30 protein-coding genes are annotated in these 24,500 nt (G+C 45.9%); 15 read left to right on the top strand and 15 right to left on the bottom strand.

Annotation, left to right across the window (positions count from 1 at the left end; translation table 11 throughout):
- Positions 1–47: 47 nt before the first annotated feature.
- Genes H528_RS14710 through H528_RS0106245 form a run of 3 tightly spaced genes read right to left on the bottom strand, consistent with a single transcriptional unit; the run spans position 48 to position 3,542 of the window.
- Positions 48–1,043 (bottom strand): CsgG/HfaB family protein, encoded by a 996-nt coding sequence (locus tag H528_RS14710; RefSeq protein WP_033396345.1) that lies wholly within the window; start codon positions 1,041–1,043, stop codon positions 48–50.
- Between the two features lie 56 nt (positions 1,044–1,099).
- Positions 1,100–3,055: a hydantoinase/oxoprolinase family protein gene (locus H528_RS0106250; protein WP_022853483.1), complete on the bottom strand. Its 1,956-nt coding sequence runs from the start codon at positions 3,053–3,055 to the stop codon at positions 1,100–1,102.
- Positions 3,039–3,542, bottom strand: coding sequence for a metallophosphoesterase (locus tag H528_RS0106245; RefSeq protein WP_022853482.1), 504 nt, complete (start codon positions 3,540–3,542; stop codon positions 3,039–3,041). Before H528_RS0106245 ends, H528_RS0106250 begins: the two co-directional genes overlap by 17 nt.
- A 158-nt stretch (positions 3,543–3,700) precedes the next feature.
- Here H528_RS0106245 and H528_RS0106240 point away from each other — a divergent pair, with 158 nt between their 5' ends.
- From H528_RS0106240 to mnmA, 7 genes are all read left to right on the top strand, one after another.
- Positions 3,701–4,168 (top strand): Hsp20/alpha crystallin family protein, encoded by a 468-nt coding sequence (locus tag H528_RS0106240; RefSeq protein WP_022853481.1) that lies wholly within the window; start codon positions 3,701–3,703, stop codon positions 4,166–4,168.
- A 23-nt stretch (positions 4,169–4,191) separates the two neighbouring features.
- Positions 4,192–4,587, top strand: a complete 396-nt coding sequence (locus H528_RS0106235) for an Hsp20/alpha crystallin family protein (protein WP_022853480.1) — start codon at positions 4,192–4,194, stop codon at positions 4,585–4,587.
- Positions 4,588–4,683: 96 nt separating this feature from the next.
- Positions 4,684–4,902: a hypothetical protein gene (locus H528_RS0106230; RefSeq protein WP_022853479.1), complete on the top strand. Its 219-nt coding sequence runs from the start codon at positions 4,684–4,686 to the stop codon at positions 4,900–4,902.
- The gene (locus H528_RS0106225) at positions 4,902–5,171 is read left to right on the top strand and encodes a type II toxin-antitoxin system RelE family toxin (RefSeq protein WP_022853478.1); all 270 of its coding nucleotides are present in this window, start codon (positions 4,902–4,904) and stop codon (positions 5,169–5,171) included. Before H528_RS0106230 ends, H528_RS0106225 begins: the two co-directional genes overlap by 1 nt.
- 26 nt (positions 5,172–5,197) lie before the next feature.
- The gene (locus H528_RS0106220; protein ID WP_022853477.1) at positions 5,198–6,916 is read left to right on the top strand and encodes a YcaO-like family protein; all 1,719 of its coding nucleotides are present in this window, start codon (positions 5,198–5,200) and stop codon (positions 6,914–6,916) included.
- Positions 6,909–7,340 carry an NIL domain-containing protein gene (locus H528_RS0106215; protein ID WP_022853476.1) on the top strand — a complete coding sequence of 144 codons (432 nt, stop codon included), beginning with the start codon at positions 6,909–6,911 and terminating at the stop codon, positions 7,338–7,340. The genes H528_RS0106220 and H528_RS0106215 overlap by 8 nt, the downstream gene beginning before the upstream one ends.
- A complete protein-coding gene (gene mnmA / locus H528_RS0106210) occupies positions 7,341–8,387 on the top strand; it encodes a tRNA 2-thiouridine(34) synthase MnmA (protein WP_022853475.1) in 1,047 nt (348 codons plus the stop codon).
- Here the strand turns inward: mnmA and H528_RS0106205 are convergent.
- Both H528_RS0106205 and H528_RS14840 read right to left on the bottom strand, forming a co-directional pair.
- Positions 8,384–8,608, bottom strand: coding sequence for a DUF2283 domain-containing protein (locus H528_RS0106205; protein ID WP_022853474.1), 225 nt, complete (start codon positions 8,606–8,608; stop codon positions 8,384–8,386). The two genes, mnmA and H528_RS0106205, sit on opposite strands and share 4 nt — an antisense overlap.
- Positions 8,605–8,835, bottom strand: a complete 231-nt coding sequence (locus H528_RS14840) for a hypothetical protein (protein WP_022853473.1) — start codon at positions 8,833–8,835, stop codon at positions 8,605–8,607. Before H528_RS14840 ends, H528_RS0106205 begins: the two co-directional genes overlap by 4 nt.
- Positions 8,836–8,997: 162 nt before the next feature.
- Here H528_RS14840 and H528_RS0106195 point away from each other — a divergent pair, with 162 nt between their 5' ends.
- From H528_RS0106195 to H528_RS0106170, 6 genes are all read left to right on the top strand, one after another.
- Positions 8,998–9,366: an Hpt domain-containing protein gene (locus H528_RS0106195; RefSeq protein ID WP_084677663.1), complete on the top strand. Its 369-nt coding sequence runs from the start codon at positions 8,998–9,000 to the stop codon at positions 9,364–9,366.
- Positions 9,356–10,003 (top strand): phosphatidylserine decarboxylase, encoded by a 648-nt coding sequence (locus H528_RS0106190; protein WP_022853471.1) that lies wholly within the window; start codon positions 9,356–9,358, stop codon positions 10,001–10,003. Before H528_RS0106195 ends, H528_RS0106190 begins: the two co-directional genes overlap by 11 nt.
- A complete protein-coding gene (gene pssA, locus H528_RS0106185) occupies positions 9,988–10,752 on the top strand; it encodes a CDP-diacylglycerol--serine O-phosphatidyltransferase (protein ID WP_022853470.1) in 765 nt (254 codons plus the stop codon). The genes H528_RS0106190 and pssA overlap by 16 nt, the downstream gene beginning before the upstream one ends.
- Before the next feature lie 84 nt (positions 10,753–10,836).
- On the top strand, positions 10,837–12,492 hold the full coding sequence (locus tag H528_RS0106180; RefSeq protein WP_022853469.1) for a 2-isopropylmalate synthase: 1,656 nt from the start codon (positions 10,837–10,839) through the stop codon (positions 12,490–12,492).
- Positions 12,493–12,512: 20 nt separating this feature from the next.
- Positions 12,513–15,263, top strand: a complete 2,751-nt coding sequence (locus tag H528_RS0106175) for a hsp70 family protein (protein ID WP_022853468.1) — start codon at positions 12,513–12,515, stop codon at positions 15,261–15,263.
- A complete protein-coding gene (locus tag H528_RS0106170; RefSeq protein WP_022853467.1) occupies positions 15,256–15,531 on the top strand; it encodes an HU family DNA-binding protein in 276 nt (91 codons plus the stop codon). The genes H528_RS0106175 and H528_RS0106170 overlap by 8 nt, the downstream gene beginning before the upstream one ends.
- On the opposite strand, the gene H528_RS0106165 is transcribed toward H528_RS0106170, so the two are convergent.
- The 7 genes from H528_RS0106165 to rho form a co-directional block, all read right to left on the bottom strand.
- Positions 15,521–15,871 (bottom strand): Mth938-like domain-containing protein, encoded by a 351-nt coding sequence (locus H528_RS0106165; protein ID WP_022853466.1) that lies wholly within the window; start codon positions 15,869–15,871, stop codon positions 15,521–15,523. The genes H528_RS0106170 and H528_RS0106165 overlap by 11 nt on opposite strands.
- A complete protein-coding gene (prfA, locus tag H528_RS0106160) occupies positions 15,871–16,974 on the bottom strand; it encodes a peptide chain release factor 1 (RefSeq protein ID WP_022853465.1) in 1,104 nt (367 codons plus the stop codon). The genes H528_RS0106165 and prfA overlap by 1 nt, the downstream gene beginning before the upstream one ends.
- Before the next feature lie 119 nt (positions 16,975–17,093).
- A complete protein-coding gene (locus H528_RS14300) occupies positions 17,094–17,267 on the bottom strand; it encodes a type II toxin-antitoxin system HicB family antitoxin (protein WP_022853464.1) in 174 nt (57 codons plus the stop codon).
- Between the two features lie 5 nt (positions 17,268–17,272).
- Positions 17,273–17,506, bottom strand: coding sequence for a 50S ribosomal protein L31 (gene rpmE, locus H528_RS0106150; protein WP_022853463.1), 234 nt, complete (start codon positions 17,504–17,506; stop codon positions 17,273–17,275).
- 5 nt (positions 17,507–17,511) lie between these two features.
- Positions 17,512–17,808: a DUF2442 domain-containing protein gene (locus H528_RS0106145; protein WP_022853462.1), complete on the bottom strand. Its 297-nt coding sequence runs from the start codon at positions 17,806–17,808 to the stop codon at positions 17,512–17,514.
- Positions 17,809–17,812: 4 nt separating this feature from the next.
- Positions 17,813–18,070 (bottom strand): DUF4160 domain-containing protein, encoded by a 258-nt coding sequence (locus tag H528_RS0106140; RefSeq protein WP_022853461.1) that lies wholly within the window; start codon positions 18,068–18,070, stop codon positions 17,813–17,815.
- 9 nt (positions 18,071–18,079) lie between these two features.
- On the bottom strand, positions 18,080–19,438 hold the full coding sequence (gene rho / locus H528_RS0106135; protein WP_022853460.1) for a transcription termination factor Rho: 1,359 nt from the start codon (positions 19,436–19,438) through the stop codon (positions 18,080–18,082).
- A 191-nt stretch (positions 19,439–19,629) separates the two neighbouring features.
- Here rho and hisA point away from each other — a divergent pair, with 191 nt between their 5' ends.
- Together hisA and H528_RS0106125 are read left to right on the top strand one after the other, a co-directional pair.
- Positions 19,630–20,361, top strand: a complete 732-nt coding sequence (gene hisA, locus H528_RS0106130) for a 1-(5-phosphoribosyl)-5-[(5-phosphoribosylamino)methylideneamino]imidazole-4-carboxamide isomerase (RefSeq protein WP_022853459.1) — start codon at positions 19,630–19,632, stop codon at positions 20,359–20,361.
- Positions 20,358–22,343 (top strand): ribonuclease catalytic domain-containing protein, encoded by a 1,986-nt coding sequence (locus H528_RS0106125; RefSeq protein WP_022853458.1) that lies wholly within the window; start codon positions 20,358–20,360, stop codon positions 22,341–22,343. The genes hisA and H528_RS0106125 overlap by 4 nt, the downstream gene beginning before the upstream one ends.
- On the opposite strand, the gene H528_RS12935 is transcribed toward H528_RS0106125, so the two are convergent.
- Genes H528_RS12935 through H528_RS0106110 form a run of 3 tightly spaced genes read right to left on the bottom strand, consistent with a single transcriptional unit; the run spans position 22,321 to position 24,498 of the window.
- Positions 22,321–23,298: a GGDEF domain-containing response regulator gene (locus H528_RS12935; RefSeq protein ID WP_022853457.1), complete on the bottom strand. Its 978-nt coding sequence runs from the start codon at positions 23,296–23,298 to the stop codon at positions 22,321–22,323. The two genes, H528_RS0106125 and H528_RS12935, sit on opposite strands and share 23 nt — an antisense overlap.
- Positions 23,240–23,734 carry an NUDIX domain-containing protein gene (locus H528_RS0106115; RefSeq protein ID WP_022853456.1) on the bottom strand — a complete coding sequence of 165 codons (495 nt, stop codon included), beginning with the start codon at positions 23,732–23,734 and terminating at the stop codon, positions 23,240–23,242. Before H528_RS0106115 ends, H528_RS12935 begins: the two co-directional genes overlap by 59 nt.
- A complete protein-coding gene (locus H528_RS0106110) occupies positions 23,731–24,498 on the bottom strand; it encodes an inositol monophosphatase family protein (protein ID WP_022853455.1) in 768 nt (255 codons plus the stop codon). Before H528_RS0106110 ends, H528_RS0106115 begins: the two co-directional genes overlap by 4 nt.
- Positions 24,499–24,500 lie beyond the last annotated feature (2 nt).

Here is a 24,500-nt window from a genome sequence, read left to right as displayed (position 1 = left end):
TAAGGATTTCGAGTTTGATGAATTTGTCCCGGTGCTCTGGCGTTTTTTTAATACCATTCCCAGGTCTTACCTCCCTGAGAAGGTGCTTGAGCACCTGAGGCAGGCTGAGCGTCCCCTGGAGGCGGTGGAGGGGTACCAGGTGATTGAGGAGCCGTGGCTTGAGTACCTGGGGCTTGAGGTGGTGGAGGTGGTGGAGGCACGCTCCCCTTAGGGGCTATCACCTCTTCTTCGTCTCTACCGAACCAGTTCCAGGGAAGGAGCTTAGACCAAAAGCTCTTTTTCTTGGGCTTTTGTTGAACCTGATACTGTGGTGCTGGTGGAGCTTGAGGAGCCACTTCCTCTGGGCGATAATCAGGCCAGGAATCAACTTCAGAGTATTTGGGGGCACGGACCTCTGGGGCAGGAGGTGGGCCCTGTGGTGCTTGCACATTTGAAGCTTCGGGCTGTTCCATGCGAAAGACCCTTTCAGGGTGCATTTTGTTTACATCAGCAGGGGGAGGAGCTACAGGCCGTGCCAGGGCTTTGGGTTCTGCCACAGGAGTAGGTTCTATTGGCTTCTCGTTTGCAAGCGCATCAAAGGGCTTGCCTTCAAGGTAGGCAAGGCCGCGTTTGGCAAAATCATCAAGCTTTGGGACTAGGTCATCTAAATCGTTGGCATAGGTATATACGGCAAAAGGCGGTTTGTTTTCGTTTACAGGGATGATTTTGGCATCAAGGCTTACTTTTTGGCCGAAAGAGGTAAGGCTTCCGATAACCACGTAATCAGCCCCAAGTGTTTTCCCTAGTTCACGGGCCTTTTCAGAGGTAATTGGCTCTTTAATATCTTTTAGGGCTTCGTTTACTTTGGCTTGGTCAACAACGATGACTTTTCCGTCATCATAAAGTCTGGTGCTAAGCATATCTTGAATGCCTTGCTTAACATACGATAGATCTTCTTTGGCGTTTATTTTGAAAGGCAAAATGGCGACCGTTACCTGCTTGGCTAGGAGATTTGTTGCAAATATTAAAAGGAAAAGGATTACAAGGGACAGGAACCTTCTCATGACAAACTCCTGTGATTAAGCTTTGCTCTCTAGGCTAACAGTAGGGATAAAGGGCGTCAACGGGTAAGCCAAACGTTTCCATACTGGTCACAAAAAGCCCGCCAACCTGGCTCAACCCAGATAGTAGCAAACTCACCTACAATCAGTGCCGGGCCTTTGGTTTCATATCCTGCAGGGAGGTCTTCCCACACCAAAACTGCTGTTTTTTCTAATTGGCCGTTAGGGAGTAAAACTTCGGTAAAGACTTTACCTGGTAGCTTTTTGTTGGTTAAGCGCGGAAGTTCGATTTTAGGGGGATCAAGAGAGAGGTTGAGCCTTACCGCAGTGACTTCAAGCGGAGCAAGGGGCATGCTGTAGCCGTAAAGGCGTTGATGTAAGGCATGGAAACGTTCTTTGAAATCATAAGTAAAGGGGAGGGTTAGTTCATAGGACTGTCCTTGATAGCGCAGGTCAATTTCAGCCTCAGCGCGCAGTTCTTCGCGTTGGTATCCGTATCGTGCAAGTTCTTTTAAGGCAGAAGCAGCAAGTTCTTCAAGAAGTGGCAAAAGATATTCAAAGGCCACTTCGTAGTTACGCAGAAAAACAGCACGTGAAAAATCAAAGGAAGGGCGTGCCATCAAAAGGCCAAGTGCTGAAAGCACTCCGGAAAACCTGGGCACCAAGACTTCCTTGATGCGCAATCTTTCTGCCAGCGCTGTGGCATGAAGCCCCCCTGCCCCTCCAAAACACACCAATGTAAAGTCCTGCGGATCAAGGCCTCTTTCTACAGAGACCTTTTTTACAGCCTGTTCCATATTGGTGTTCACTATTTCTATGGCACCCAAAGCGAGTTCATAAAGGGAAAGAGAAGATTCTTTAGCCAACTTGGCAAAGGCTTTTTGCGCAAGTTCCATGTGCAGTTTTAAGCGGCCACCGAGAAAAAAGTCCGGCAAAAGGCGGCCAAGTAGGAGATTAGCGTCGGTAACGGTGGGTCTTTGGCCCCCGCGACCGTAACACGCTGGCCCTGGCATAGCGCCAGCGCTTTCCGGCCCGACTTTTAAAGCCCTGCCCCGGTCAAAATAAATTAAAGAGCCTCCGCCTGCGCCAATGGTATGGATGTCGATTTGTTTTAAATGCACTGGATAGCCTTCTAGGCTGTATTGTCGGGTAAAGGTGGGAGCGCCGTCACACAGGGAAACATCAGTGGAGGTTCCCCCCATGTCAAAGGTGATGATTCGTGGCCGTCCCAGCGCCCTTGCCAAGGAAAAGGCCCCGTAAACGCCTGCAGCGGGGCCGGAAAGAAGAGTGGCCGCAGCCCATTTCCCCACGGCTTCTGCGGGCATAAGCCCCCCACTTGATTGCATTAGAAAAAGCTTTGTCTCTTCTAGGTTGCGTTTTAAATTGCTTACGTAAGAGGCCATTACCGGAGCAAGATAGGCATTTACCAGGGTGGTAGAGGTCCGCTCAAACTCACGAAACTCAGGCAAAATTTCAGAAGAAAGCGAAATAAAAAGGCCTGTGTCTTTAAGGGCTTCTTTTACTAGTTGTTCGTGTTTGGGATTGGCATAGGAGTGCAAAAAGCTCACCGCAACCGCCTCAAACTTTTTCTTTTCTAGAAGTTTTTTTAGTAACGAAAGCTCTTCTTTGGATAGGGCCTTCAAAATTTCTCCTTTGGCATTTACGCGTTCGTTTAATCCCACTATTTGGCTTGCGGAAATAATGGGTTTTGGTTTTTCCACAAAAAAGTCGAAGAGCTTGGGTCTGTTTTGCCGACCAATAAAGATTACGTCTTCAAAACCCCTGGTGGTAACCAAAAGAACCTTGGCTCCTTTGCGTGTTAAAAAGGCGTTGGTGCCAACGGTTGTTCCATGGAGTAGCACTTCCGGGGAAGGGCACCCCATTTGTTTTAAGCCGGTTAATACGGCCCGGGATGGATCTTCCGGTGTGGAGGATACTTTGTGCGTGATAAGTTTTCCTTCTATTTCAGCAACAAAATCCGTAAAAGTGCCGCCGGTATCAACAGCAACCCGCATCAATGGTCACCTTTTCTACGTTTTTGGTCTCGGTGTCAAAAATAATCATAGTTGGAGGCCCTTCTTTGCCTAATATTTCTCCAGGATTAAGAAGAAGGGTATTGCCCACCTTTTGAACATCATATTCGTGGGAATGGCCATAACAGACTACGTCGTATTTACCTGTGGCAGCTAGCCCCTCCGCCATGGCAGGGAAATGACACACTGCGATTTTTAGCCCGGCAATTTCTAAAAAGGCATGTTGTCCGTGGAAGTGGATGTTTTTAAAGTCCGCGATTCTTTGGGTAAGAAGCCAGACATCTCCGGGATTGTTTCCCAGGATTAAGTGGACTTCACCTTTAAACTTGGCAAGCTCAAGTACCATAAAGGGCGAAATCAAATCGCCACAATGGATTAAAACCTGGGCTTTTTTTTCATTGGCAAGATTTACCGCCTGGCGCAAGTTAGGAATAGCATCGTGGCTATCACTCATTACGGCAATAATCATTGCAACCTCCTTAATTGGACTTAACTTATAAGGCTAGTTTTCATCATAAAACAGATTTTTTAACAGACTAACCCTTCCCTTGCATCAAGAAAAGCAGTGCTTATTTTCTCAGCTAGGAAGAGAAATTGAAAGCAAAATCCTAAAAGGAGGTGGCAATTATGCCTATTGGTTGGGGAATAGATTTTTTTGATCCATTCCGTGAATTTGAACGTTTGCAAGAAGAAGTTGACAGACTTTTTGAGTTTACTAGCCCTTTTGTGCCCATGCGTACGATAGCGCGTGGGACTTTTCCGGTAATTAACATTGGAGAGACAAACGATGCAGTATATGTGTATCTTTTTGCACCAGGCATAGAGATTGACAAGATAGACTTAACCATCGAAGACAATATCCTTTCCATTAGTGGCGAAAGGGATGCTACCAAAGCGCTTAAAGTAGAAAAAGTTGATCCTGCCCGTTACTACCGTCAGGAACGTTTTAACGGACGGTTTACCAGGGCGGTTTCTTTGCCCGAGTCCATAGATCCTTCTCAGGTAGAGGCGACCTATCAAAACGGCATCATTAAAGTGCGCATTGCTAAGCGCGAAGAAAAGAAAGCCAAGAAAATCGAAGTAAAAACCAGCTAATTTCAAGAAAGGAGGGATGAGTTATGGCTGAAAAGGAAACCAAAGAACTTGCTACCCGTGAAGAGCAGGCTCCGGCGGTGCGTAAAGAACGTCCCATGATTCCGCCGGTGGATATATACGAAACCGATGACGGATTGATTTTAGTGGCTGATATGCCAGGAGTTACCAAAGATAGCGTAGAAGTAAAAATTGAAGAAAATGTGCTTCAAATGAAAGGGGAAATTGTTGATCTTCCCGCAGAGGATGTTCAGCCTCTTTATGCAGAGCTAAGAGGCACAGAGTATTTCAGGGCCTTTACCATTGGACCAGAGTTTGATCTGGACAAAGTAGAGGCTTCTATGGATGCTGGTGTTTTGCGCATTTTCCTTCCCAAGGTAGAGACTCAGAAGCCTAAGAAGATTGAAATCAAGGTTGCCTAAATTTTTAGGGGGAGATTCCTCTCCCCCTTCTCGCCCTTTTCTTTCCTACCTTTTTACTTTAAAATAGACTTCAATCAACCACAGGAGTTTTAGGTAATGGCAGAACTAGAATACCTAACAGATGCTAAGGGCCGTGTGAAAGGTGTGTTCATACCCATTGAATTATGGCAGCGAATTTTTCCAGATTCACCTACTTCTTTAGCAGAAATGATAGAAACCATAGAAGATTATTGTCTTAATAAGGCTATGGATGAAGCCAAAAAAACTCCTCTCTATTCAAAGGAGGAAGCCCTTAAATATTTGGAAGATGAGTAGTGAAAGTAACTTACCGAAAGCTCTTTCTTAAAGAGTTGAAAAAACTTAAATCTGCAAAGATCTACGAAGAAATTTTTGATTTGGTTTTTCATAAGCTACCTACCGCCAGAAGTCTTCGAGAAATCCCAAACATTAAGCCCTTAAAAGGCTATCCTTATAGATTCCGCATTAGGGTTGGTGACTATCGTATTGGGATTGAAGTTCATGGTGAAAATGTGGAAGTAATGAGGGTGTTGCATAGAAAAGATTTTTACAAATACTTTCCTTAAAAATTAATTTTTGTAAGGAGATTTTGATGCTAGCAGGTAAATTTTTGGCTCCATCACCTAAAAAGATAGCTGATAAAAGCCGCTCGCCGGAGGAGACAATTTCTCTGGTTGAAGAACGGCTAAAAAATTTTGGTGCTGAGGTTTTTAGCGAATTAAAACGCATTGACAAGGGACGTCTTGGTATTCCTGTTTATATCAGCGTCTATGGGGCAGATGGGCTAAAGATTACGGGAAATGTTAAGCAAATGGGGAAAGGTTCAAACGAAAGCCTAGCCCGCGCTAGTGCACTGATGGAGTTAGTGGAGCGCTTTTCTCTTTTTTGGACGGTAAAGAATAACGACTTTCCCCTCGAAGTGTATAGCGAGACGCAGAATGTCATTCCTGGGGAAGTACTGCTTTCTTCGGTTATTGATCCAGATGACGACAAAAAGGCAACAGAAATATGCGCTAAGGTATTGCCCAAGGTCCCTTTTCACATGGCAAAGGCCTTTGACGTGTATCAAGAGCGAGAAGTCAAGCTCCCTTTTTATTGGTTTTGGCTTCTTTACGAATATAACGGCTCTGCTGCGGGCAATACCTATGCCGAAGCCGGGGTACAGGCTACCTGCGAACTTATAGAAAGACACACCTCCGCCCTGGCAAGTCGTGCTAAAGAACCTTTTAAAGAGATAGATCTTGACAGGATTTCTCAAGAGGCCAAAAATCTCCTGGCTTGCTTTGAAAGGCTTGGCGCCAAACTTTTCCTACGGGATATCACCTACGATATGCCTGTTCCTACTATAGCTGCTATGGCCTATGATCCTTCAACTTTCCCTCATCATTCTGAGTTAGTCTATACCGCAGGCACTGCCACAAGCCCTGATAGGGCTTTGATTCGGGCTTTAACAGAGGTTGCCCAGCTTGCTGGTGATTTTGACACCGACGGCAAATATCTTGAAAGTGGGCTTCCAAAATATCAAACCCTTGAAGAGGCTGAAATCATCGTGAAAGCACAAGGTAAGATCAAGCTTAGTGAGCTTCCTGATGTTTCTTTTGAGGATCACGCTTTAGAGCTGAAAGTTTTTGCCCAAAAACTTGCGGAAAAGGGCTATCATCTGTTTTTGCTGGACATAGCCTGCCCTGGTATCGATATCCCTGCGGTCTATGCTGTTGTCCCGGGGATCTATTTCCGGGAAAGAATTTTCTTGAACCCCCTTTATCAGCTAGTACGCACTGTTTCGCTTTATCTTCCTCCTGAAAAGGCTTTTTCTATTCTTAAAGAAATTTACAAAGAAATAGATCGCTATTATGTGGCCGCTTACTTGGGAAGGATTCTGATGGCCCTTGGCCATTATCATGAGGCGGCAGAAACCCTGGAAAGGGCTCTTTCGCTTAAGCCCAAATTCGATGACATTCCGGCAATTTATTGTCATCTTGCTTATGTTTTCTTACAGGCTGAAGAGTACCAAAAGGCAGAGAAGGCTGCGGAAAAGGGGCTTACGTACGGAACTTTTCCTGAGCTTTTGAATATCCTTGGAACGGCGCGTTTTAAGCAGGGTAAGCCTGATGCGGCCCTTGAGTCCTATTTACAAGCGGTGGCTCTTAACCCACAAGAACCAAGAGAGTATGCTAATATTGGTGCTTGTCTGGCAGCTTTGGGCTTGAAAGAAGAGGCCTTTGAATATTTCGAAAAGGCGCGTACCTTAGACCCAGCTTTTGACCTTGCGCCTTATACCGCGTATTTGCAAGGAGGAACCAATGTATAAAAAGATCCTTGTTTTGCGTTTTCCTGCAGACGTAGTGGATCAGCCCATTGTGTATCGTCTAGTAAAGGATTTTGATCTTTCTTTTAACATTCTCAAGGCCACCATTCTTCCTGGCAAAGAGGGCTTGATGGTGATGGAGCTTTCAGGCCATCCCGCCCAGTTCAACAAGGGCCTTGCATTTCTGCGTGAACTCGGCGTGGAGATAAAGACCATCAGCCAGGAAATTCGTAAAAACGAAGAAAAATGCATTCACTGTGGCTTTTGCACCGCAGTTTGTCCTACCCAGGCCCTTTATGTGGACCGTGAGACCATGGAAGTGAAGTTCAATCCTGAGCGCTGTACAGGTTGTGAACTTTGTATGCCCGCCTGTATTGTCCGCGCCATGGAGGCCTATTTCCACCGGGAGCTAGCAGAACTTGGCTAAATGATTGCCGTAGCTTTGAGCGGGGGGGTAGATAGCACTTTTTGTGCTTATCTGTTGCGAAGGTCAGGCAAAGATATTTTTGGCCTTTTTGCCTTGCTTTCCCAAAATGACCCCGAAAAAGAAATTGCGCGGATAAAAGAAATTTGTCGCGCTTTAAAAATCGATTTGAAAATAGCTGACCTGCGCAAGCCTTTTCAGGAAAAAATAATCGCTTATTTCAAAGATTCTTACCGCAAAGGTTTAACCCCTAATCCATGTATTATCTGCAATCGAGAGATTAAGTTTGGTCTTTTACTTGAAAAGGCTAAAGAACTTGGTGCTGAAAAACTTGCCACGGGTCATTATGCTCGCGTGCTCTTCAATGAAAAAAATGGCTGCTACGAACTTTATAAAGGTAAAGACCCAAGCAAAGAACAATCTTATTTTTTGGCTATTTTACGGCAAGACCAATTAGCCCAAAGCATTTTTCCTCTAGGGGATTGGCGGAAAGAGGACGTAATTAAAGAAGTTGTAAAATTGGGTCTTTTTAATCTTACTTCTCCTGAAAGTCAGGAAATTTGTTTTGTGAAGGGCGATTACCGGGAACTCTTTAAAGCAGAGGATTTTCCTCCGGGAGAGATTGTCACGGTGGATGGCCGGATAGTTGGCAGACACAAAGGCTTATTTGCCTATACCATTGGCCAACGAAGAGGCCTTGGGGTGCGTTTGGGTAGGCCTTACTATGTAGTGGCCCTTGATCCTGAAAAGAATCGTGTCATTATCGGCCCGAAAAAAGCCTTAAAAAAACAAGCGCTAAAAATAGAAAAAGTACACTTCATTTGTGAGGCATATCGCCAAAGCGAATTTGATGCCTTGGTGCGCATTCGCTACCGTCACAAAGAGACTCCTGCTAAGGTCTTTCTTCGGGATAACGATGCTGCTGAAGTTGTCTTCAAAACTCCCCAGCAGGCCATCACCCCTGGGCAGTTTGCGGTGTTTTATCAAGGAGACAAGGTTTTAGGCGGCGGTGAAATCGTTTCTGCTTATGAAACTAAGTCTGAAAATTAAGCGGCTTTTTTCAAAATTAGATCGGCAAGAGGGAAGTTTGATATTTCAAGTTGTTCGAGGCTGATAATCTTGCTCGCATTGCTAATTTCAATACCTACTGGAAAGCCGTTTTCATCAAAATCAACCACGATTCCAGAGGCAACTTCTTCTGATTCAACGCTATTTTTTTCTGCCAAATCTATGTACAAAATATCGTCTTCCGGGAAATATTGAATTTTCATTTCTTAAACCCCCTATCAAAAAAGGCATTGTGTACGGTTTCTCCATCTGGTTCAACAACAACGCGAAGATACTTTTGGGCTTCCTCAATGTAACTCCAAAGACGTATTCGTCCGTCAGGCTGTTTTTTCACTTTGATCGGATTATTTAGAGTTTTTTCGATCCACTCTGCTTTCAAATAGGGTCTTTTTAACAAGACCTTATTTTTGAAATAAGGAGTAAATTGCATTTTATCTTAGCTTACTAGTTCTTTAACGCTTTGTCAGCTTGAAAAGATTGGTGGTAAATATGCTTTTTTATATTTTGATAGACCTTTGCAAAATGACGAGACCAGCGTGGCAAGGACTACCACAAGGGATCCAAGACTTTTAGGTCTTTAAACTTTACAGAAATGTTCTATTTTTCCGATTACAGGATTATGGAAAAGAAGCTAGTATGGGATAAAGAAAGTTTTTTTGAAGAGCTTGAGCATGACAGGGGAGAAATAAAAGACCTCCTGGAAGTATATCTTTCTTCCTCAAAAAAACTCCTTGCAGATATTGAAAGGGCTTTAGCTTCAGGGGATCTTGATTTGGCACGGAGAAGTGCCCACGCTTTAAAAGGAGCAAGTGCAACGATTTTTCTTGAAAGTGTTAGGGTTTTGGCTTTAAATCTAGAGAAGGCTTCAGACCTTGAAGAAGCAAATGATTTGTTATTTGAACTAAAAGAACAACTAAATGAATTTTGGCAAAAGATAACCTCAGGAGATTATGGTGATTAATAAAGAGGGGCTACCTTACGTATTTGGGCCAGGGCTTTTAGGCGCTGTAGTCGGGCACTTTACCAAAAGAAAAGACTTACTTTACGGAGGCCTTTTAGCTTCTTTGGCGTGTGCCTGGTTTTTCCGTGATCCTGATCGCTATCCGCCCTTTGACCGGGAGCTGGTTATCTCTCCGGCAGACGGGCGCATCGTGGCCATCAAAAAAGTAAAAGAAGAAAAATTTCTGGAACAAGAAGCCTATCAAATCGGCATTTTTATGAATGTCTTTGACGTTCACGTAAACCGTGCGCCGGTTACCGGACGCATTGTCAAAACCTGGCATGAACCCGGGAAGTTTCTTCCTGCTGATAAAGACGAAGCCTTTGAACAGAACGAAAAGCGCTATTTTGCTATTGAGCGCCTTGATGGTACACCTTTGCTGGTGGTACAGGTGGCAGGGCTTCTTGCCAGGCGAACGGTTCCTTTTGTGCGCGAGGGGGACGAAGTCCTTGCCAGCGAGCGCATTGGTATGATTAAGTTTGGCTCCCGAGTTGATATCTTCATCCCGGAAGATAAAGCACGTGTGTTGGTAAATATGGGTCATAAAGTACGGGCAGGGGAATCACCTTTGGTGTTATATCCATGGCAGAAAAAATAAACAAGCGCAAAAAAAAGAAGGATAAAAGAAATCGCATTTATCTTTTGCCCAACCTTTTTACCACGGGCAATCTGTTTTGCGGTTTTTTTGGCCTTATAGCCGCCATTGAAGGCCATTATGCCAAAGCGGCCATTGCTATTCTTTTTGCCATGATTTTTGATATTTTAGACGGGCGTATTGCCCGCTTTACCGGAGCTACCAGCCGCTTTGGCATAGAGTATGACTCCCTTTGTGATCTGGTATCTTTTGGAGTTGCACCAGCCATTCTGGTTTTTACGTTTGCTTTAGAAAGCTACGGCCGATATGGATGGCTGGCGGCCTTTTTGTACGTGGCTTGTGCTGCGCTTAGGCTTGCCAAATTTAATGTCCAGGCCGCCAGGGAGCCCAATTATTTTTCAGGGCTTCCCAGCCCAGGAGCAGCGGGCCTTATGGCCTCTACCGTGCTTTTTTCTCTGTGGATAGGGCTTGAACAGCCGGTGAAGCATATTGCTATTTTGCTCATGGTGTATATAGTTTCATATTTGATGGTCAGTAACGCACCGTATCCCTCATTTAAAAAACTTACTTTTGCCGAGCGGCATCCTTTTTATTCGCTGGTGTTTTTTGTATTGTTCTTAACAGTGATTGCCGCAGAACCCCACGTAACCCTTTTTGTGGGCTTCTTACTATACGCCACCTCTGGCCCCTTCCTCCTTGCCCTCCGCGCTAGGCGGGGGCAGAAGGTTCCAGTATCATCAGAAATTCAATAAATTTTTTCTTTCCAAGACCAAAAAGACCTAATAAATTGCCCTTTGGGTTTTCAAACATTAAGCTTGGAAGAGAAGGAGGTGCTTATGATTTCCCGTGTTTATATATTTGATACAACCTTGCGTGACGGAGAACAGTCTCCAGGCGTATCGTTGACCGTAGAGGATAAAAAAGAAATAGCGCGCGCCCTTGAACGCCTGCAAGTTGATGTTATTGAAGCGGGCTTTCCTGTGGCCTCACCAGGAGACTTTGAGGGTGTCAAAGCAATAGCAGAGACTGTGAGAGATGTTCAGGTGGCCGCCCTTGCTCGCGCCAATGAAAAAGACATCGACACCGCCTGGGAAGCCATTAAAAATGCAGCGGCACCACGAATTCATACTTTTATCGCAACCTCTGATATTCATCTTCAATACAAATTGCGCAAAACCCGTGAGCAGGTTCTTGAGCTTGCAGTCCAGGCGGTAAAACATGCCAAAAAATACACCCCTTTTGTTGAATTTTCCGCAGAAGACGCCACCAGAAGCAACTGGGATTATCTGGCCCAGGTGGTTGTCGAGGTGATAAAGGCAGGGGCTGTTACGGTCAATATCCCGGATACCGTGGGATATACCGTGCCCCAGGAGTATTATGAACTTATTTCTTATCTGGTAGAAGCCCTTAAACAGGCAGATCTTTACGATCGCTTTGCAAGCGGCGAGGTTTGTTTTAGCGTGCACTGTCACAATGATTTGGGTCTGGCTGTGGCAAATTCCCTTTCAGCGCTGCTTGCCGGGGCACGCCAGGTGGAATGCACCATAAACGGCATCGGAGAAAGAGCAGGCAATGCAGCCCTTGAAGAAATTGTCATGGCCCTTAAGATAAGGCGCGACTTTTTTGAAAAAACACTCGGCACCCCCCTTGAAACCAGAATAGACACCACGCAAATAGTGCCTACCAGCCAGTTAGTTTCAAAGCTCACGGGCATGATGGTGCAGCCTAACAAGGCTATCGTGGGGGCTAACGCCTTTGCTCATGAATCAGGTATCCACCAGCACGGTGTCATTATGCATCGGGGCACTTACGAAATCATGGACCCCAAAGAAGTCGGCTGGACAGGAAGCGCCATTGTGCTTGGCAAACACTCCGGGCGTCATGCGGTGAAATTCAAGCTGGAAAGCCGCGGCTGGAAGCTTTCTCCCGAAGACCTGGCCAAAATTTTTGAACGTTTCCGTCAGGAAATAAAAGACGTTTTGCGCACGGTTCATGATGAATACTTAGAAGGAGTGGTGCTTGATGAATTTCTTGAGGAGCAATACCGCTACAAAGTAAGAGCAGCATACGTCTCAAGTCTGTATGGCGCTCCTTTAAAACCCCTGGCCCAGGTAGAAATCCTTGACCAGGAAAAAGACACGCGCACGGCCTTTACCGTAGGCGTTGGTTCAATCGATGCTGCTTTCAAGGCGATAGCCAAAGCATTAGGCTACAATTTTATGGGTACCGCTGAAAATAAACCCTCTACCGAAAAAGACTTGCGGCTCATCGATTTTCACATAGATGCCGTGGGCAAGGGCACGGAATCCCTGGGGGTTTGTGGCGTGGTGCTTGAGGATTATCAGGGCAAACGTGTGGCAGGCCTTGGAAAAGATTATGACATTGTCGCCGCTGGCCTAAAAGCTCTGGTGAACGCCTTAAACCGGCTGGAAGCATATCGCACCAAGGGTGAAGAACTTAAGGCCGAGCTAGCTAAAAAAGCGGTTACCTAAAAAGGAGCTCATAGAGGTAAATGGCACGCTACGTAATCGGGATTGACTTAGGGACCACCAATTGTGCGCTGGCCTATGTTGATCTTAAAGACACAGGGCCAGCGCTTAAGGTAAACATATTTCAGATACCCCAATTGGTAGGGGCCGGGCGGCTTGGAAAAAGAGAAACGCTGCCCTCGTTTCTTTATTTGCCAGGAAAATTTGAAGCAGACGAGGACTTAAGCCTTCCGTGGGCTCCTGGCCGACGTTTCGCCGTAGGCACCTATGCGCGGGATCACGGGGCTCTTGTCCCTTCTCATCTTGTTTCTTCAGCCAAAAGCTGGCTTTGCCATGGTGGGGTGGACCGTACCGCTAAAATTCTTCCCTGGGGTGCAGGAGATGAAATTGAAAAGGTCTCCCCGGTGGAGGCCTCTGCCCGGTATCTTGAGCACCTCAAAGAGGCCTGGAATTACGAAATGGCTAAGGATGATCCCGAAGCGCGGCTTGAGAACCAAATCATTATTCTCACGGTGCCGGCCTCTTTTGACGAGGTAGCCCGTGAGCTCACCCTTAAGGCTGCGGAAATGGCGGGCCTTGAAGTCATCCTTCTTGAGGAACCAACTGCTGCGCTTTATGCCTGGCTTTCCCAGCACGAAAAAGACTGGGACCAGCACCTAAAAGCAGGAGAACGGCTCCTGGTTGTTGATGTTGGCGGCGGTACCAGCGATTTTACCGTGGTGGAAGTAAGAGAGGGCCCTATGGAGCTTGAGCTTGAGCGCATTGCTGTGGGAGACCACATCCTCCTTGGGGGAGACAATATCGACCTTGCTCTTGCGCGTTTGGTTGAGCGCAGGCTTCCAGTAAAACGCCTTGATTTTGCTCGCTTTCAGACCCTTACTTTCCTTTGCCGTGAGCTCAAAGAACGCCTGCTTTCACCAGATGCCCCAGAGGAAGACGCCATAAGGCTTCCAGGGCGTGGGCGCGCCCTTATTGCTGACACTTTAGTTGCCAAAGTAAAACGCGAAGAAGTGCTGGCGTTGATTGAAAAAGAATTTTTCCCAGAGGTTTCCTATAACCAGAGTTTAAAACGTGTTGAGTCAGTGCCAAGGGGCATGAGAGAATGGGGGCTCCCTTATGCCCGAGAATCCGCCATTACCAAACACCTGGCAGCATTTCTTTTTAAGCAGGGAATAGAAAAAATAGACGTGGTTCTTTTTAACGGTGGCGCGCTAAAGCCCGAAGTTTTACGCAAGCGTATTTGCCAGGAGCTTTCCCGCTGGTTTGAGCACACGAATCTGAAAACCCTTGAAACCGTCTCCCTTGACCTTGCGGTAGCAGTAGGCGCAGCGTATTACGGCTTGGTAAAACAAGGTCTTGGTATACGGGTGGGAGGCGGGCTTCCGCGGGCTTATTACCTTGGGATAGAAGAAAACAAGTCCTCAAAGGCGGTTTGCATTGCCCCCAAGGGCACCAAAGAAGGCGAACATTTAGTTCTGCCGCGGACTTTTCGGGTGCTAACCAATCGTCCGGTTAAGTTCCCCCTTTATACCTCTTCGCTGCGAGATGACGCTTTGGGAGACATAGTGAGCCTTAACGAGGACTTTGCCTCTTTGCCTCCCCTTACCACTCTTCTTAAATTTGGGCGTAAAAGCGGCGTTAAGGAGATTCCTGTCAACATCGAAGTGCATCTTTCCGAGGTGGGGGTGCTTGAAACTTATTGCGCAAGTCTTGAGAGCCCCCATCGCTGGCGCCTTCAATTTAACCTGCGCGGGGAAGAGAAAAAAATCTCAGAAACTCCTGAAGGCGTTTTAATAGCGCAAGAAAAGAAAGAAGAAATATCACCTGTTGAGGAAGAGCGCCTTAGTAAGGCAAGAGACTTTTTGCTTGAGGCCTTCAATAATCAAATCCTTTTGCCCAAGGTAATGAATCGCTTAGAAGAAATTTTTGAGATGGAAAGGGATCGTTTTCCGCTCTTAGTGCTCAGGCATCTTGCAGACTTTCTCATCGAAAACCAGCATCTGCGTTTAAAATCAGCAGCACATGAAGCCCGGTGGTTTAATTTGGTAGGTTTTTTCCTGCGCCCGGGATATGGTGAAGCCTCTGATCCTTTTCGGATAAGGCAAATATGGGGGCTATATTTTTCGGGGATTGAACACCGCACTGATAAAGCTGTAAATCTTGAATGGTGGATCTTCTGGCGCCGGGTAGCTGGCGGGCTAAACCGTGGCAAGCAGGAACAACTCTTTGCCAAGCTCAGGCCGTATGTCTTGCCGGCCAAGGGGAAAAAGCCCGAGAAGACCTCTCCTCAGGAGCGCCGCGAGATCTGGCTTTGTGTGGCAAACCTTGAAAGAATCCCTGTGGAAATAAAAATAAAACTTGCCGAAGTTGCCTTGCCCCAGGCCCTTAAGAAGGGTGACCGGCTTTTTATTTTTGTGCTGTCAAGGCTTTTGGCAAGAGAGTTACTGTATGGTCCGGCAGATCGGGTGATCCCATCGTCAGTAGTAAATAGAATACTTAAAGAAATTCTTTCCTTTTTACGGAAAAAATCTCCCAAGGCAAAGATTGCCAACCTCTGGGTGGAGGCTCTTGTAAACATTGCGAGACTTACGGGAGACAGGGTGCGTGATCTTCCCGAAGAGATACGCCAGGAAGTTTTTGATTTTTGTCGCGAAGTTTTAGATATTTCAGAAGAGTTTTTGCGTCCGCTAAAAGAGGCCATGCCCGTGGCAAGCCAAGAACGAACCAGGCTTTTTGGCGAAACCCTACCTCTAGGGCTTAAGCTTGATGCGTAAAAGTGATTTAGTTGAAAAGCTTTCCCAGGAACTAAAGATAAGCAAACGCAAAGCCAAGCTGTATGTGGATGCCTTTTTTGAAACCCTTGAAAGTGAACTTCTACGGGGAGAAAAAGTTGTTTTTCAAAATTTTGGCAGTTTTGAAGTAAAAGAATATCACGAGCGAAATTTTTTTAATCCGCGCACAGGAGAGAAAAAGATTCTTTCTGGTAAAGTGCGCCTGCGTTTTAAGCCAAGCAAGAAGCTACTCGAAAGGATTAACAGGTAAGATGAAAGGCCCCGGCGACTTTTACTCCTGAGGCAGAAAGCTTGTTGAAACGTTTTACCGCCTCTTCCGTTTTATATGCTTCAAGCTTAATCCCCTTTTGAGCGCAGGCATCTTTGACCGCCTGGTCTATTTTCATTACGCCATAAGCTCCGGTGCCAACGACAAGTACTTCACAGTCTGAAGAAAGGATGTCTTTTATGTCTTCGGGGTAAAGGTGATGGCCATCCTTGCGCCACCAATTGGGCACAACCTGGCCGTTTATTATTTTCAAATCGCTGGTGTAGGTCTTTCCGTTTATTTCTGTGCGCCCAAAGCTATAAGAGTTGATCTGCAGCGTCATTAGGCGGCCTTTTCCACGTCGTCTTCGTGTTCTTTTAGGGCTTCTGTCTGGTAGTAAGTAATGAGGCTGTCGATAATATCGTCAAGTTCGCCATCAAGAACCTGTTCAAGCCTATAAAGCGTAAGACCGATGCGGTGGTCTGTGATGCGGTTTTGCGGGTAATTGTACGTGCGGATGCGTTCACTCCGATCGCCACTGCCAACTTGGCTGCGCCTTTCCGCCTGAATTTTTTCTTCTTGCTCGCGCAATTTTATTTCATAAAGGCGGGTACGTAGAATTTGCATGGCCTTGGCGCGGTTCTGGTGCTGTGAGCGTTCGTTAGCACAATAAACCACGATGCCCGTGGGGATGTGGGTTATGCGCACCGCGCTTTCGGTCTTATTGACGTGCTGGCCACCTGCGCCACTTGCCCGCATGGTGTCAATTTTGAGATCTTCAGGACGAATCTCAACATCGACTTCTTCTGCCTCAGGGAGCACAGCCACCGTAACCGCAGAAGTATGAATACGTCCGCCGCTTTCTGTTTCAGGGATGCGCTGTACACGATGTACGCCGCTTTCGTATTTCAGACGGCTATAAGCGCCTTTTCCTTTAATCATGGCAACGATCTCTTTGAAACCACCCAGGCCTGTGGGATTAACATCAAGGATTTCAACCTTCCAGCCTTTGCGTTCAGCATAGCGGCTGTACATGCGGAAAAGGTCTGCAGCAAAAAGGGCAGCTTCTTCTCCGCCTGTGCCTGCCCGGATTTCAAGCATGATATTCTTTTCGTCGTTAGGATCTTTGGGCACCAAAAGAAGCATAAGGCGCTTTTCAAGCTCTTCGCGACGGGCTTCAAGCTCTTTGAGTTCTTCTCGGGCAAGCTTGGCCAGCTCTTCGTCCTGGTCTTCAGCAAGTTCTTTATTATCTGCGATGTTTTGGAGAACTTTTTTATATTCCCGGTAAGTTTCAACGATCTCGGAGAGATCAGCGTGTTCACGGGCAATTTGGGTGTATTTTTCCCTGTCGTTTACCACCGCTGGGTCAGCCAGCTGGGTGGTAAGCTCTTCAAAACGCTTTTCTACAGCGTCTAGTTTTTTAAGGTAATGTGTTGCAAATCCCATATTTTATTTTTTTAAGCTATTTTTTGAATTTTTGCCAAAGTAAAACAAATTCTTCTAAACTCAGGTCTAAATCTTCCCTAATTATTTTTCTTAATAAACCCTTTGGTATATCGCATCCTTTATGTAACTTCTTTTTCTTCTTCCAGACAAAGTTCAATAACTTCTCTAATATTTTTTAGGGCTTCGTCTATTGTTTTTCCATAAGAATGACATCCTTTAAAAACAGGACAACTGACTATGTAATAACCATCTTCGTCCTGTTCTATAATAATTGGCAAATGTAGTTTTTTCATGATTTTTATTTTTTGTTTTCTTTCTCGAGTTTCTTATAAAAATCAGCGTATTTTTTCTTAAACTTATCTACCCGCCCGGAGGTATCCAGAATGCGCTGCTCTCCGGTATAAAAAGGATGGCACTTAGAGCAAACTTCCACTTTGATTTCAGCCAAAGTGCTTCCCACGATGATTTCGTTGCCGCAGGCGCAACGAACAACCGCTTTTTTGTGATACTCCGGATGAATTCCCTTTTTCATTTTATTTAACCCTCCTTATTTTCAAAATGCCACTGTCTAATTTTTTTCTGTAAGTCTTCCCGATCCTTAAAGGCCAAATAATAAAGGTATTCAGGGGCAAAATCTGCCCCGTTTTCCCAGACAACCGTACCCAACTCTTCGTCTAGCTTGAACCTCGCAAAAAAGTTTTTGTCTTTTAGAGATTCAAATATTTTGCCTTCAAGGCTGTTTGAAAGATCTACTATGCCTTCGTTTCCGTCTTCGAAAAGAAGCTTTATTTTATAATCTCCGATATATTGAGCTTTTTTTATCTTTGTGAACATTTTTCTACTCTAACGGCGGAATTGGTTCGGGAACTTCTCCTTTTTGAATTTTTTCCCAGTTTTTTAGCAGTGCTTCTTTATTTAATTCATACCACTCAAGTACTAATCGTAAAGCCCTTTTGGGAAACTTTCCCTCTACAACTCCTGTGTTTATATCCACGATAATCTCGTACTCACCATATTTAGCATGAAAATGTGGCGGCAAATGGTCTCGATAGTACATAAAAATAATAATTCCTAAAAATCTACTTATTATCGGCATATGTTGAACTTACCTGTTCATAGCCGCCAGGAATTCTGCATTGTTTTTGGTATCTTTCATTTTGTCAAGGAGAAATTCCATGCAATCTACCGGGTTAAGGGGTGAAAGAAGTTTTCGTAATATCCAGACCCGGTTAAGCACTTCCTGCGGAAGCAGGAGTTCTTCTTTACGGGTGCCGCTTTTGTGAATATCAATGGCAGGCCAGATGCGGCGATCAGCAAGCTTGCGGTCAAGATGAATTTCCATGTTACCAGTGCCTTTGAATTCCTCAAAAATGACCTCGTCCATACGACTTCCGGTATCAACCAGGCATGTGGCGATAATGGTAAGGCTTCCGCCTTCTTCGATGTTTCTGGCGGCCCCAAAGAATCTTTTAGGCTTATGTAGCGCGTTGGCATCAATACCGCCTGAGAGCAACTTACCGCTTGAAGGGACTACGGTGTTATAGGCGCGAGCCAGACGGGTTAAGCTGTCGAGCAAAATAACTACGTCGCGGCCGTGTTCCACGAGCCTTTTGGCCTTCTCTACTACCATCTCTGCGACCTGGGTGTGGCGCTGAGGGGGTTCGTCAAAAGTTGAGCTCACCACCTCAGCGTTAGGAACGCTTCTTTCCATATCTGTTACTTCTTCAGGGCGTTCGTCTATCAAGAGAATGATGAGATAGACTTCTGGGTGATTGCGCACGATCCCGTTGGCTATGTTTTGAAGGAGCATGGTTTTTCCGGTGCGTGGGGGTGCCACAATGAGCCCACGCTGGCCTTTGCCAATGGGTACAAAAAGATCAATGATGCGTGTTGAGAAATTATCAGGGTCTGTTTCAAGGCGTAGCCATTCGTTAGGATAAATCGGTGTCAGGTTGTCAAAAGGGATTTTAAAACGCGCTTTTTCTGGGTCTTCAAAGTTGATTTTTTCTACTTTGAGCAAGGCAAAGTATCTTTCACCTTCTTTGGGTGGGCGGATAAGCCCAAAAATAGTATCTCCGGTGCGCAGGTTAAAACGTCTGATCTGAGAAGGAGATACGTATATGTCGTCTGGGCCAGGAAGATAGCTGTAGTCCGGAAAACGTAAGAAACCAAATCCCTCAGGCAAAACTTCGAGCACCCCTTCACCTCTAACTTCACCGCCAAGTTCCAGGTGTGCCTGGATGATAGCGTAGATAATTTCTTGCTTGCGCATGGAAAGCGGGCCTTCAACTCCATATTCCTTGGCAAGTTCCTGCAACTCAGAAAGGGTCTTTTTGCGAAGCTCTGTAAGGCTAAGTGGCGGAGGGGGTTCTTTGGGCTCTTCCTGTTCTTCCTGGGCCTCTATTTCTTCTGGTTTTTCTTCGACAACTTCAGCTTCTTTAATTGTTTCTTGTGTTTCAGACATTGCTAGTCACCTCTTTTGGAATTTGACTTTGACGCCTGCCCAAAGGGAGGCTCATTCGGAGAGCAATAAAGAATATTCAGCAGGCGAATTTAAAAATAAAACCTCTCAGAATGATGTCAAGCAAAAGCTTTCATAATTTATCTTCTCTGCTATTTTACTGGTTAAATTCCTAAAAGAAAAGGAGAAAACTCATGCTGGTGGTTCCTGCGATTGATTTAAAAGATGGTCGCTGCGTGCGTCTTTACCAGGGAGACTATCAGAAAGAAACTGTTTATAGCGAAGATCCCGTTGCCATAGCAAAAGAATTTGAAAAGGCCGGAGCAGAACTGATTCACATTGTAGATCTTTCTGGGGCCAAAGAAGGCAAAGCCGTGCATCGCAATTTGATTGCTCAGATCGCAAAAAGCATTTCTGTGCCAGTGGAAGTAGGTGGTGGAGTGAGAGATTTAGCCACTATTGAAGATTATGTTTCTCTCGGGGTTGACCGGGTGATTCTCGGTACCATTGCTTGTAGGGAGCCTGAGCTTGTCCGGGAAGCAGCCCGTCTTTTCCCGGGTCGCGTAGTGGTAAGTATTGACGTGCGTGGTGACTATGTTGCCGTTGAAGGCTGGACCAGTGAAAGCTCCATTCACTACCTTGAATTAGCCAAGCTTTTAGAAGATGCTGGTCTCAGGGCCATTATTTTTACAGACATAACGCGAGATGGTACTGAAGAAGGTGTAAATCTCAAGAGAGTTTTGCCTCTTCTTGAGACGGTCTCCCTCCCGGTATATCTTGCCGGTGGGGTTTCAAGCATTGAAGACATAAAAAAGCTTCTCCCTCTTGAAGAAAAAGGCCTTGAAGGAGTTATCACCGGGCGGGCCATCTACACCGGAGCACTTGATTTGCGCGAAGCCATTAAAATTGCTAAGGGTATGGCGTGAAGGAAAAAGACCTAACTGGACACCTTATCGAATTTGCAGAGCAAGGGCGCACGCAAACGGCTTACTGCCTTGGCCATAAAGATCGGCGCTTGCGGGTGCTTTTGGCCTCCGGGCGCGAGGAGTTACTTCCGCGCACGCGTATTCTGCATGTTTCCAAAAGGACATTCCGGGCTCCTCACCGCCAGGAACAATTAGAAATCATAAAAAGTGCCGATGCCAGAAGGGAGAAACTAAAAGACGAAATAGACCTTGAGACCCTCTGGGAGTTAATCGTAGATGATACCGAAGAAATTTCACCAGATGAATTAGCAGAAGTTTATTTTGGCGAGGGCGCTGATGACGATCACGCAGCTGCTCTGATTCGCAAGGTCCTTGAAGACCGCCTTTATTTTCGTTTTCGCGAAGGAAATATCGTCGTCCACTCGCGAGAAGAAGTTTCCCGCTTAAAAGAAGCCCGTCGTAAGGAAGAGGAACGCCTGGCCCGCCGCGAAAAAGGGGCCTTGTGGCTAAGGTCTCTTTTAGAGGGGAAGGAGGTTCCTCTCTCAGATGAAATTAAAGATTTTTGGCTAAGATCTCTTAAAGAGTTTTTGCTTTTTGGCGATGAGGCAAATCATGCCAAAGAGACCAAGGATTTGCTAAAAAGCCTAGGGGCTGAACGGCCAGGGAAAGTCTTTAAAATTTTGGTCTCTGCAGGGGTTTTTTCCGAAGACGAGAACCTTGAACTTTTGCGCTTTGATATCAAAGAAGACTTCCCCGAAGAGGTAGAACGAGAAGCCCAAGAAATAGTCGCCAAAGGTTTTGATCGCGAAGGCCGCGAGGATCTAACTCATCTCTTCCCTATAACCATTGATGGCCCAGAGACAAGAGATTTCGACGATGCCATTCACTTTTGCGAAAGGGAAGATGGTCTGGAAATCGGGATCCACATTGCTGATGTTTCTGCTTTTGTGCCACCAGGATCGCGTCTTTTTAAAGAGGCTTTAAACCGTGGGGCTACGATTTATCTTCCTGATCGCATCATTCCCATGCTTCCACGGATAATTTCCGAAGAAGCAGCAAGCCTTATTGCTGGTAAAGAACGTCCTGCCCTTTCCTTTCTGGCAACACTATCACCTGACGGGGAACTTAAGGGCTTTCGTATTGTCCGTTCGGTGGTCAAAGTAGCCCAAAGACTCACCTATGATGAAGCCGATACCTTGCTCGATAAAGAACTTGCGCCACTTTATGAGTTTTCACAAAAGCTTTTTAAAAGGCGCCTTAAGGCCGGGGCCCTCCCGGTTTATTTGCCAGAAATTTCTCTTCGGGTAGAAGACGGGCACATAATACTTGAGCGTATTGAAATAACAGGGGCAAGATTCTTGGTCTCAGAGTACATGATTCTTGCGAATTTTATCGCGGCGAAGTTTTTAAAAGATAAACAGGTGCCTGCCATCTATCGCAGCCAACCTAAACCCAAAGAGCGCATTATTTCCGGGCACGAGCAAGACCTTTATCTCAATTTTCTCCAGCTAAGGCATATGTCCCGGGGGGAGATGCATCTTTCTCCAGAGTTTCATCATGGACTGGGGCTTCCCTGCTATACCACGGTTACTTCGCCTATTCGAAGAGCGGTAGATCTAATTATGGAGCACCAGCTTTGCCATTTTCTCAGGACAGGAAAGCTGCTTTTTAGCGTAGAAGAGATCGAAGAATTTTTGAAAGAGCTTTCGCGTGCCCTTGAAGTGGTAAACACCGTTAAAAACAGAACTTATCGCTATTGGTTGCTCAAATATCTCAAAGAAAACGCTCGCAATCAAAAATTAGACGCGTTAGTAATAGACATCCACCAGCGTAAGGCCAAGGTTTTAATTCTTGATTACATGATCACCGTTGATATTCCCTTGCCCCCCACCTTGAAGCTTGAACCGGGAACAAAAGTCCAGGTAGTGCTCAAGGGTATAAACCCCAGGGAAGACAATATCAAGGCCTTTCTAGCCCATTAGTTATTGTTTTTTGTCTTGTTTTTTTGTCTTTTTTAGAAAGGGGATCTACGACGAATATGTGCCCACCCTTTCTTTTGGCTTCGTAGAGGGCTTCATCTGCACGCAGGATCAGATCGTCAACGTCTTCGCTGATAGGGCGTTCTTCCCGGCGGATAAACTTGGCAATTCCTGCCGAAAGACTTGCGGGAGAGAAATCTTCCAGCGAAAAACGGTTAATGATACGTTTAACTATTTTACAAGCCGCATCGGTATCACACTGGGGCAAAATAAGGGCGAATTCATCGCCTCCGTAGCGAAAGGGCAGGTCAACGTATTTTCTAGTAGAAGAAACAAGGATTTCTGCTAAGCGTTTTAGCAGGCGGTCTCCGGCTTGGTGCCCAAAAGAATCATTAAATTGCTTAAATTTGTCAATATCAAACATCACCAGGTGGAGGGGATATTTTTGCCGCCAGGCTTTGTAGCATTCTTCGGTGAGTTTTTCTTCAAAATAGCGACGGTTGTAAATACCTGTAAGGGGATCTTGTTGCACCATAAGTTTTAATTTGTCGCGTAGTTCTTTTTCGCGCAAAATACGCGCTATTTTGGCCTCAAGCTCATCAATTTCAAAAGGCTTTCTGATGAAGTCGCCTGCACCTGCCTCAATTACGTCCCGGTATTTTACCTTTTGGCCGTGGGCGGTGATAGCAATTATCTCTAGCTCAGGCCATTTCTCTTTGGCCTTTTTGATAAGGGTGAGCCCGTCCATCTCGGGCATAAAGATATCAGTAATCAGGATGGTATAGGGGCCGTTTTTGTTAAGTAGCTCAAGGGCCTCTTTGCCATTTAAGGCAACGTCACACTGGCATCCCTTGGTGCCAAGATGGGTCTTGATGAACTCGGTAATAAGCGGCTCATCATCAACAACGAGAAATTTTAGTCTTTGTTCTGTTTTCGGGCAAATTAATTGATTTTCCATATCGCCATTTTACATAATCGGCAATAATGCGGTTATGGTCAAACACAAGTTCTTCAAAAGGTATTTCTTGCAGCGAAAAAAGTCTTGCCTCTGCGGCATCATCAGCCCCTTGCGGTGCACCATGTGCCTTGGCAATGTAAACCGTGGTTATCGTGTGAAACCGCGGGTCACGGTCTGGTTCAGAATAGGTATAAAATTGGCAGATAAGCTCTACGTCCAGGCCGGTTTCTTCTTGGGCCTCCCGCTTAGCAGCATCTTCTAACGACTCGCCATAGTCTACAAATCCGCCAGGTATGGCCCAACCGTATGGTGGATTTTTGCGGCGGATAAGGCAAATTTTATCTTCTACTTCGATAATGATATCCACCGTGGGAAAGGGATTGCGATAAGTTTCTATGGTTTTGCCACAATGCGGGCATTTTCTTTCTTTTTTCATGGCACGTACTTAGACGCAATGGGAATCATCTCTTCGTGAATCAAGCCGTTGCTTGCCAGAATATTGTTCTGAAAGGGATCGTAAGCTTCCCCTCGATAATTGGTAACACGGCCACCTGCTTCTTTTACCAGAAGGATTCCGGCAGCAGTATCCCAGGGCTTAAGAAGTGGCTCCCAGAACCCATCAAAACGCCCGCAGGCAACGTAAGCAAGATCAAGGGCCGCTGCCCCTGCCCGACGCACCCCCTGGGCCTTTATCAGAAAGTCGTGGAAAGCACCTACGACTTTTTCAGGCTGGTCATGGACTCCATAAGGGAAGCCAGTGGCCAAAACTGCGTCGTTGAGCTTAGCTACTTGAGAGACGTTTATTTGACGCCCGTTTAAAAAAGCGCCTTTTTCTTTCTCCGCCCAAAAGAGCTCATCAAGCATAACGTGATAAATCACCCCGAGGACAGGTTCTTTGTCTTCCATGAGGGCAATACTTGGGGCAAACCAGGGAAAATGATGGGCATAGTTAGTGGTGCCGTCTAATGGATCCACCAGCCAGTAGCGGCCTTTGGGTTCTGTTTTGGCCTGTTCTTCGGCAAGAATGGGGATGCCAGAGGTTTTTAGCAAGGAGACAATAAGGGCCTCGCTTTTTATGTCAACTTCTGTTACCAGGTCAATTTCTCCTTTGCGCTTTACTTCAATGTTTTTGTCAAAGTATTCGCGCTGAAGTCTTCCTGCAGCAAGGGCCGCGGCTTTGGCCAAAGCTAAAAGCTCCATGG

The sequence above is a fragment of the Thermodesulfatator atlanticus DSM 21156 genome (genome assembly GCF_000421585.1).
Lineage (GTDB): Bacteria > Desulfobacterota > Thermodesulfobacteria > Thermodesulfobacteriales > Thermodesulfatatoraceae > Thermodesulfatator > Thermodesulfatator atlanticus.
This window is presented reverse-complemented; position numbering and strand designations above follow the sequence as displayed.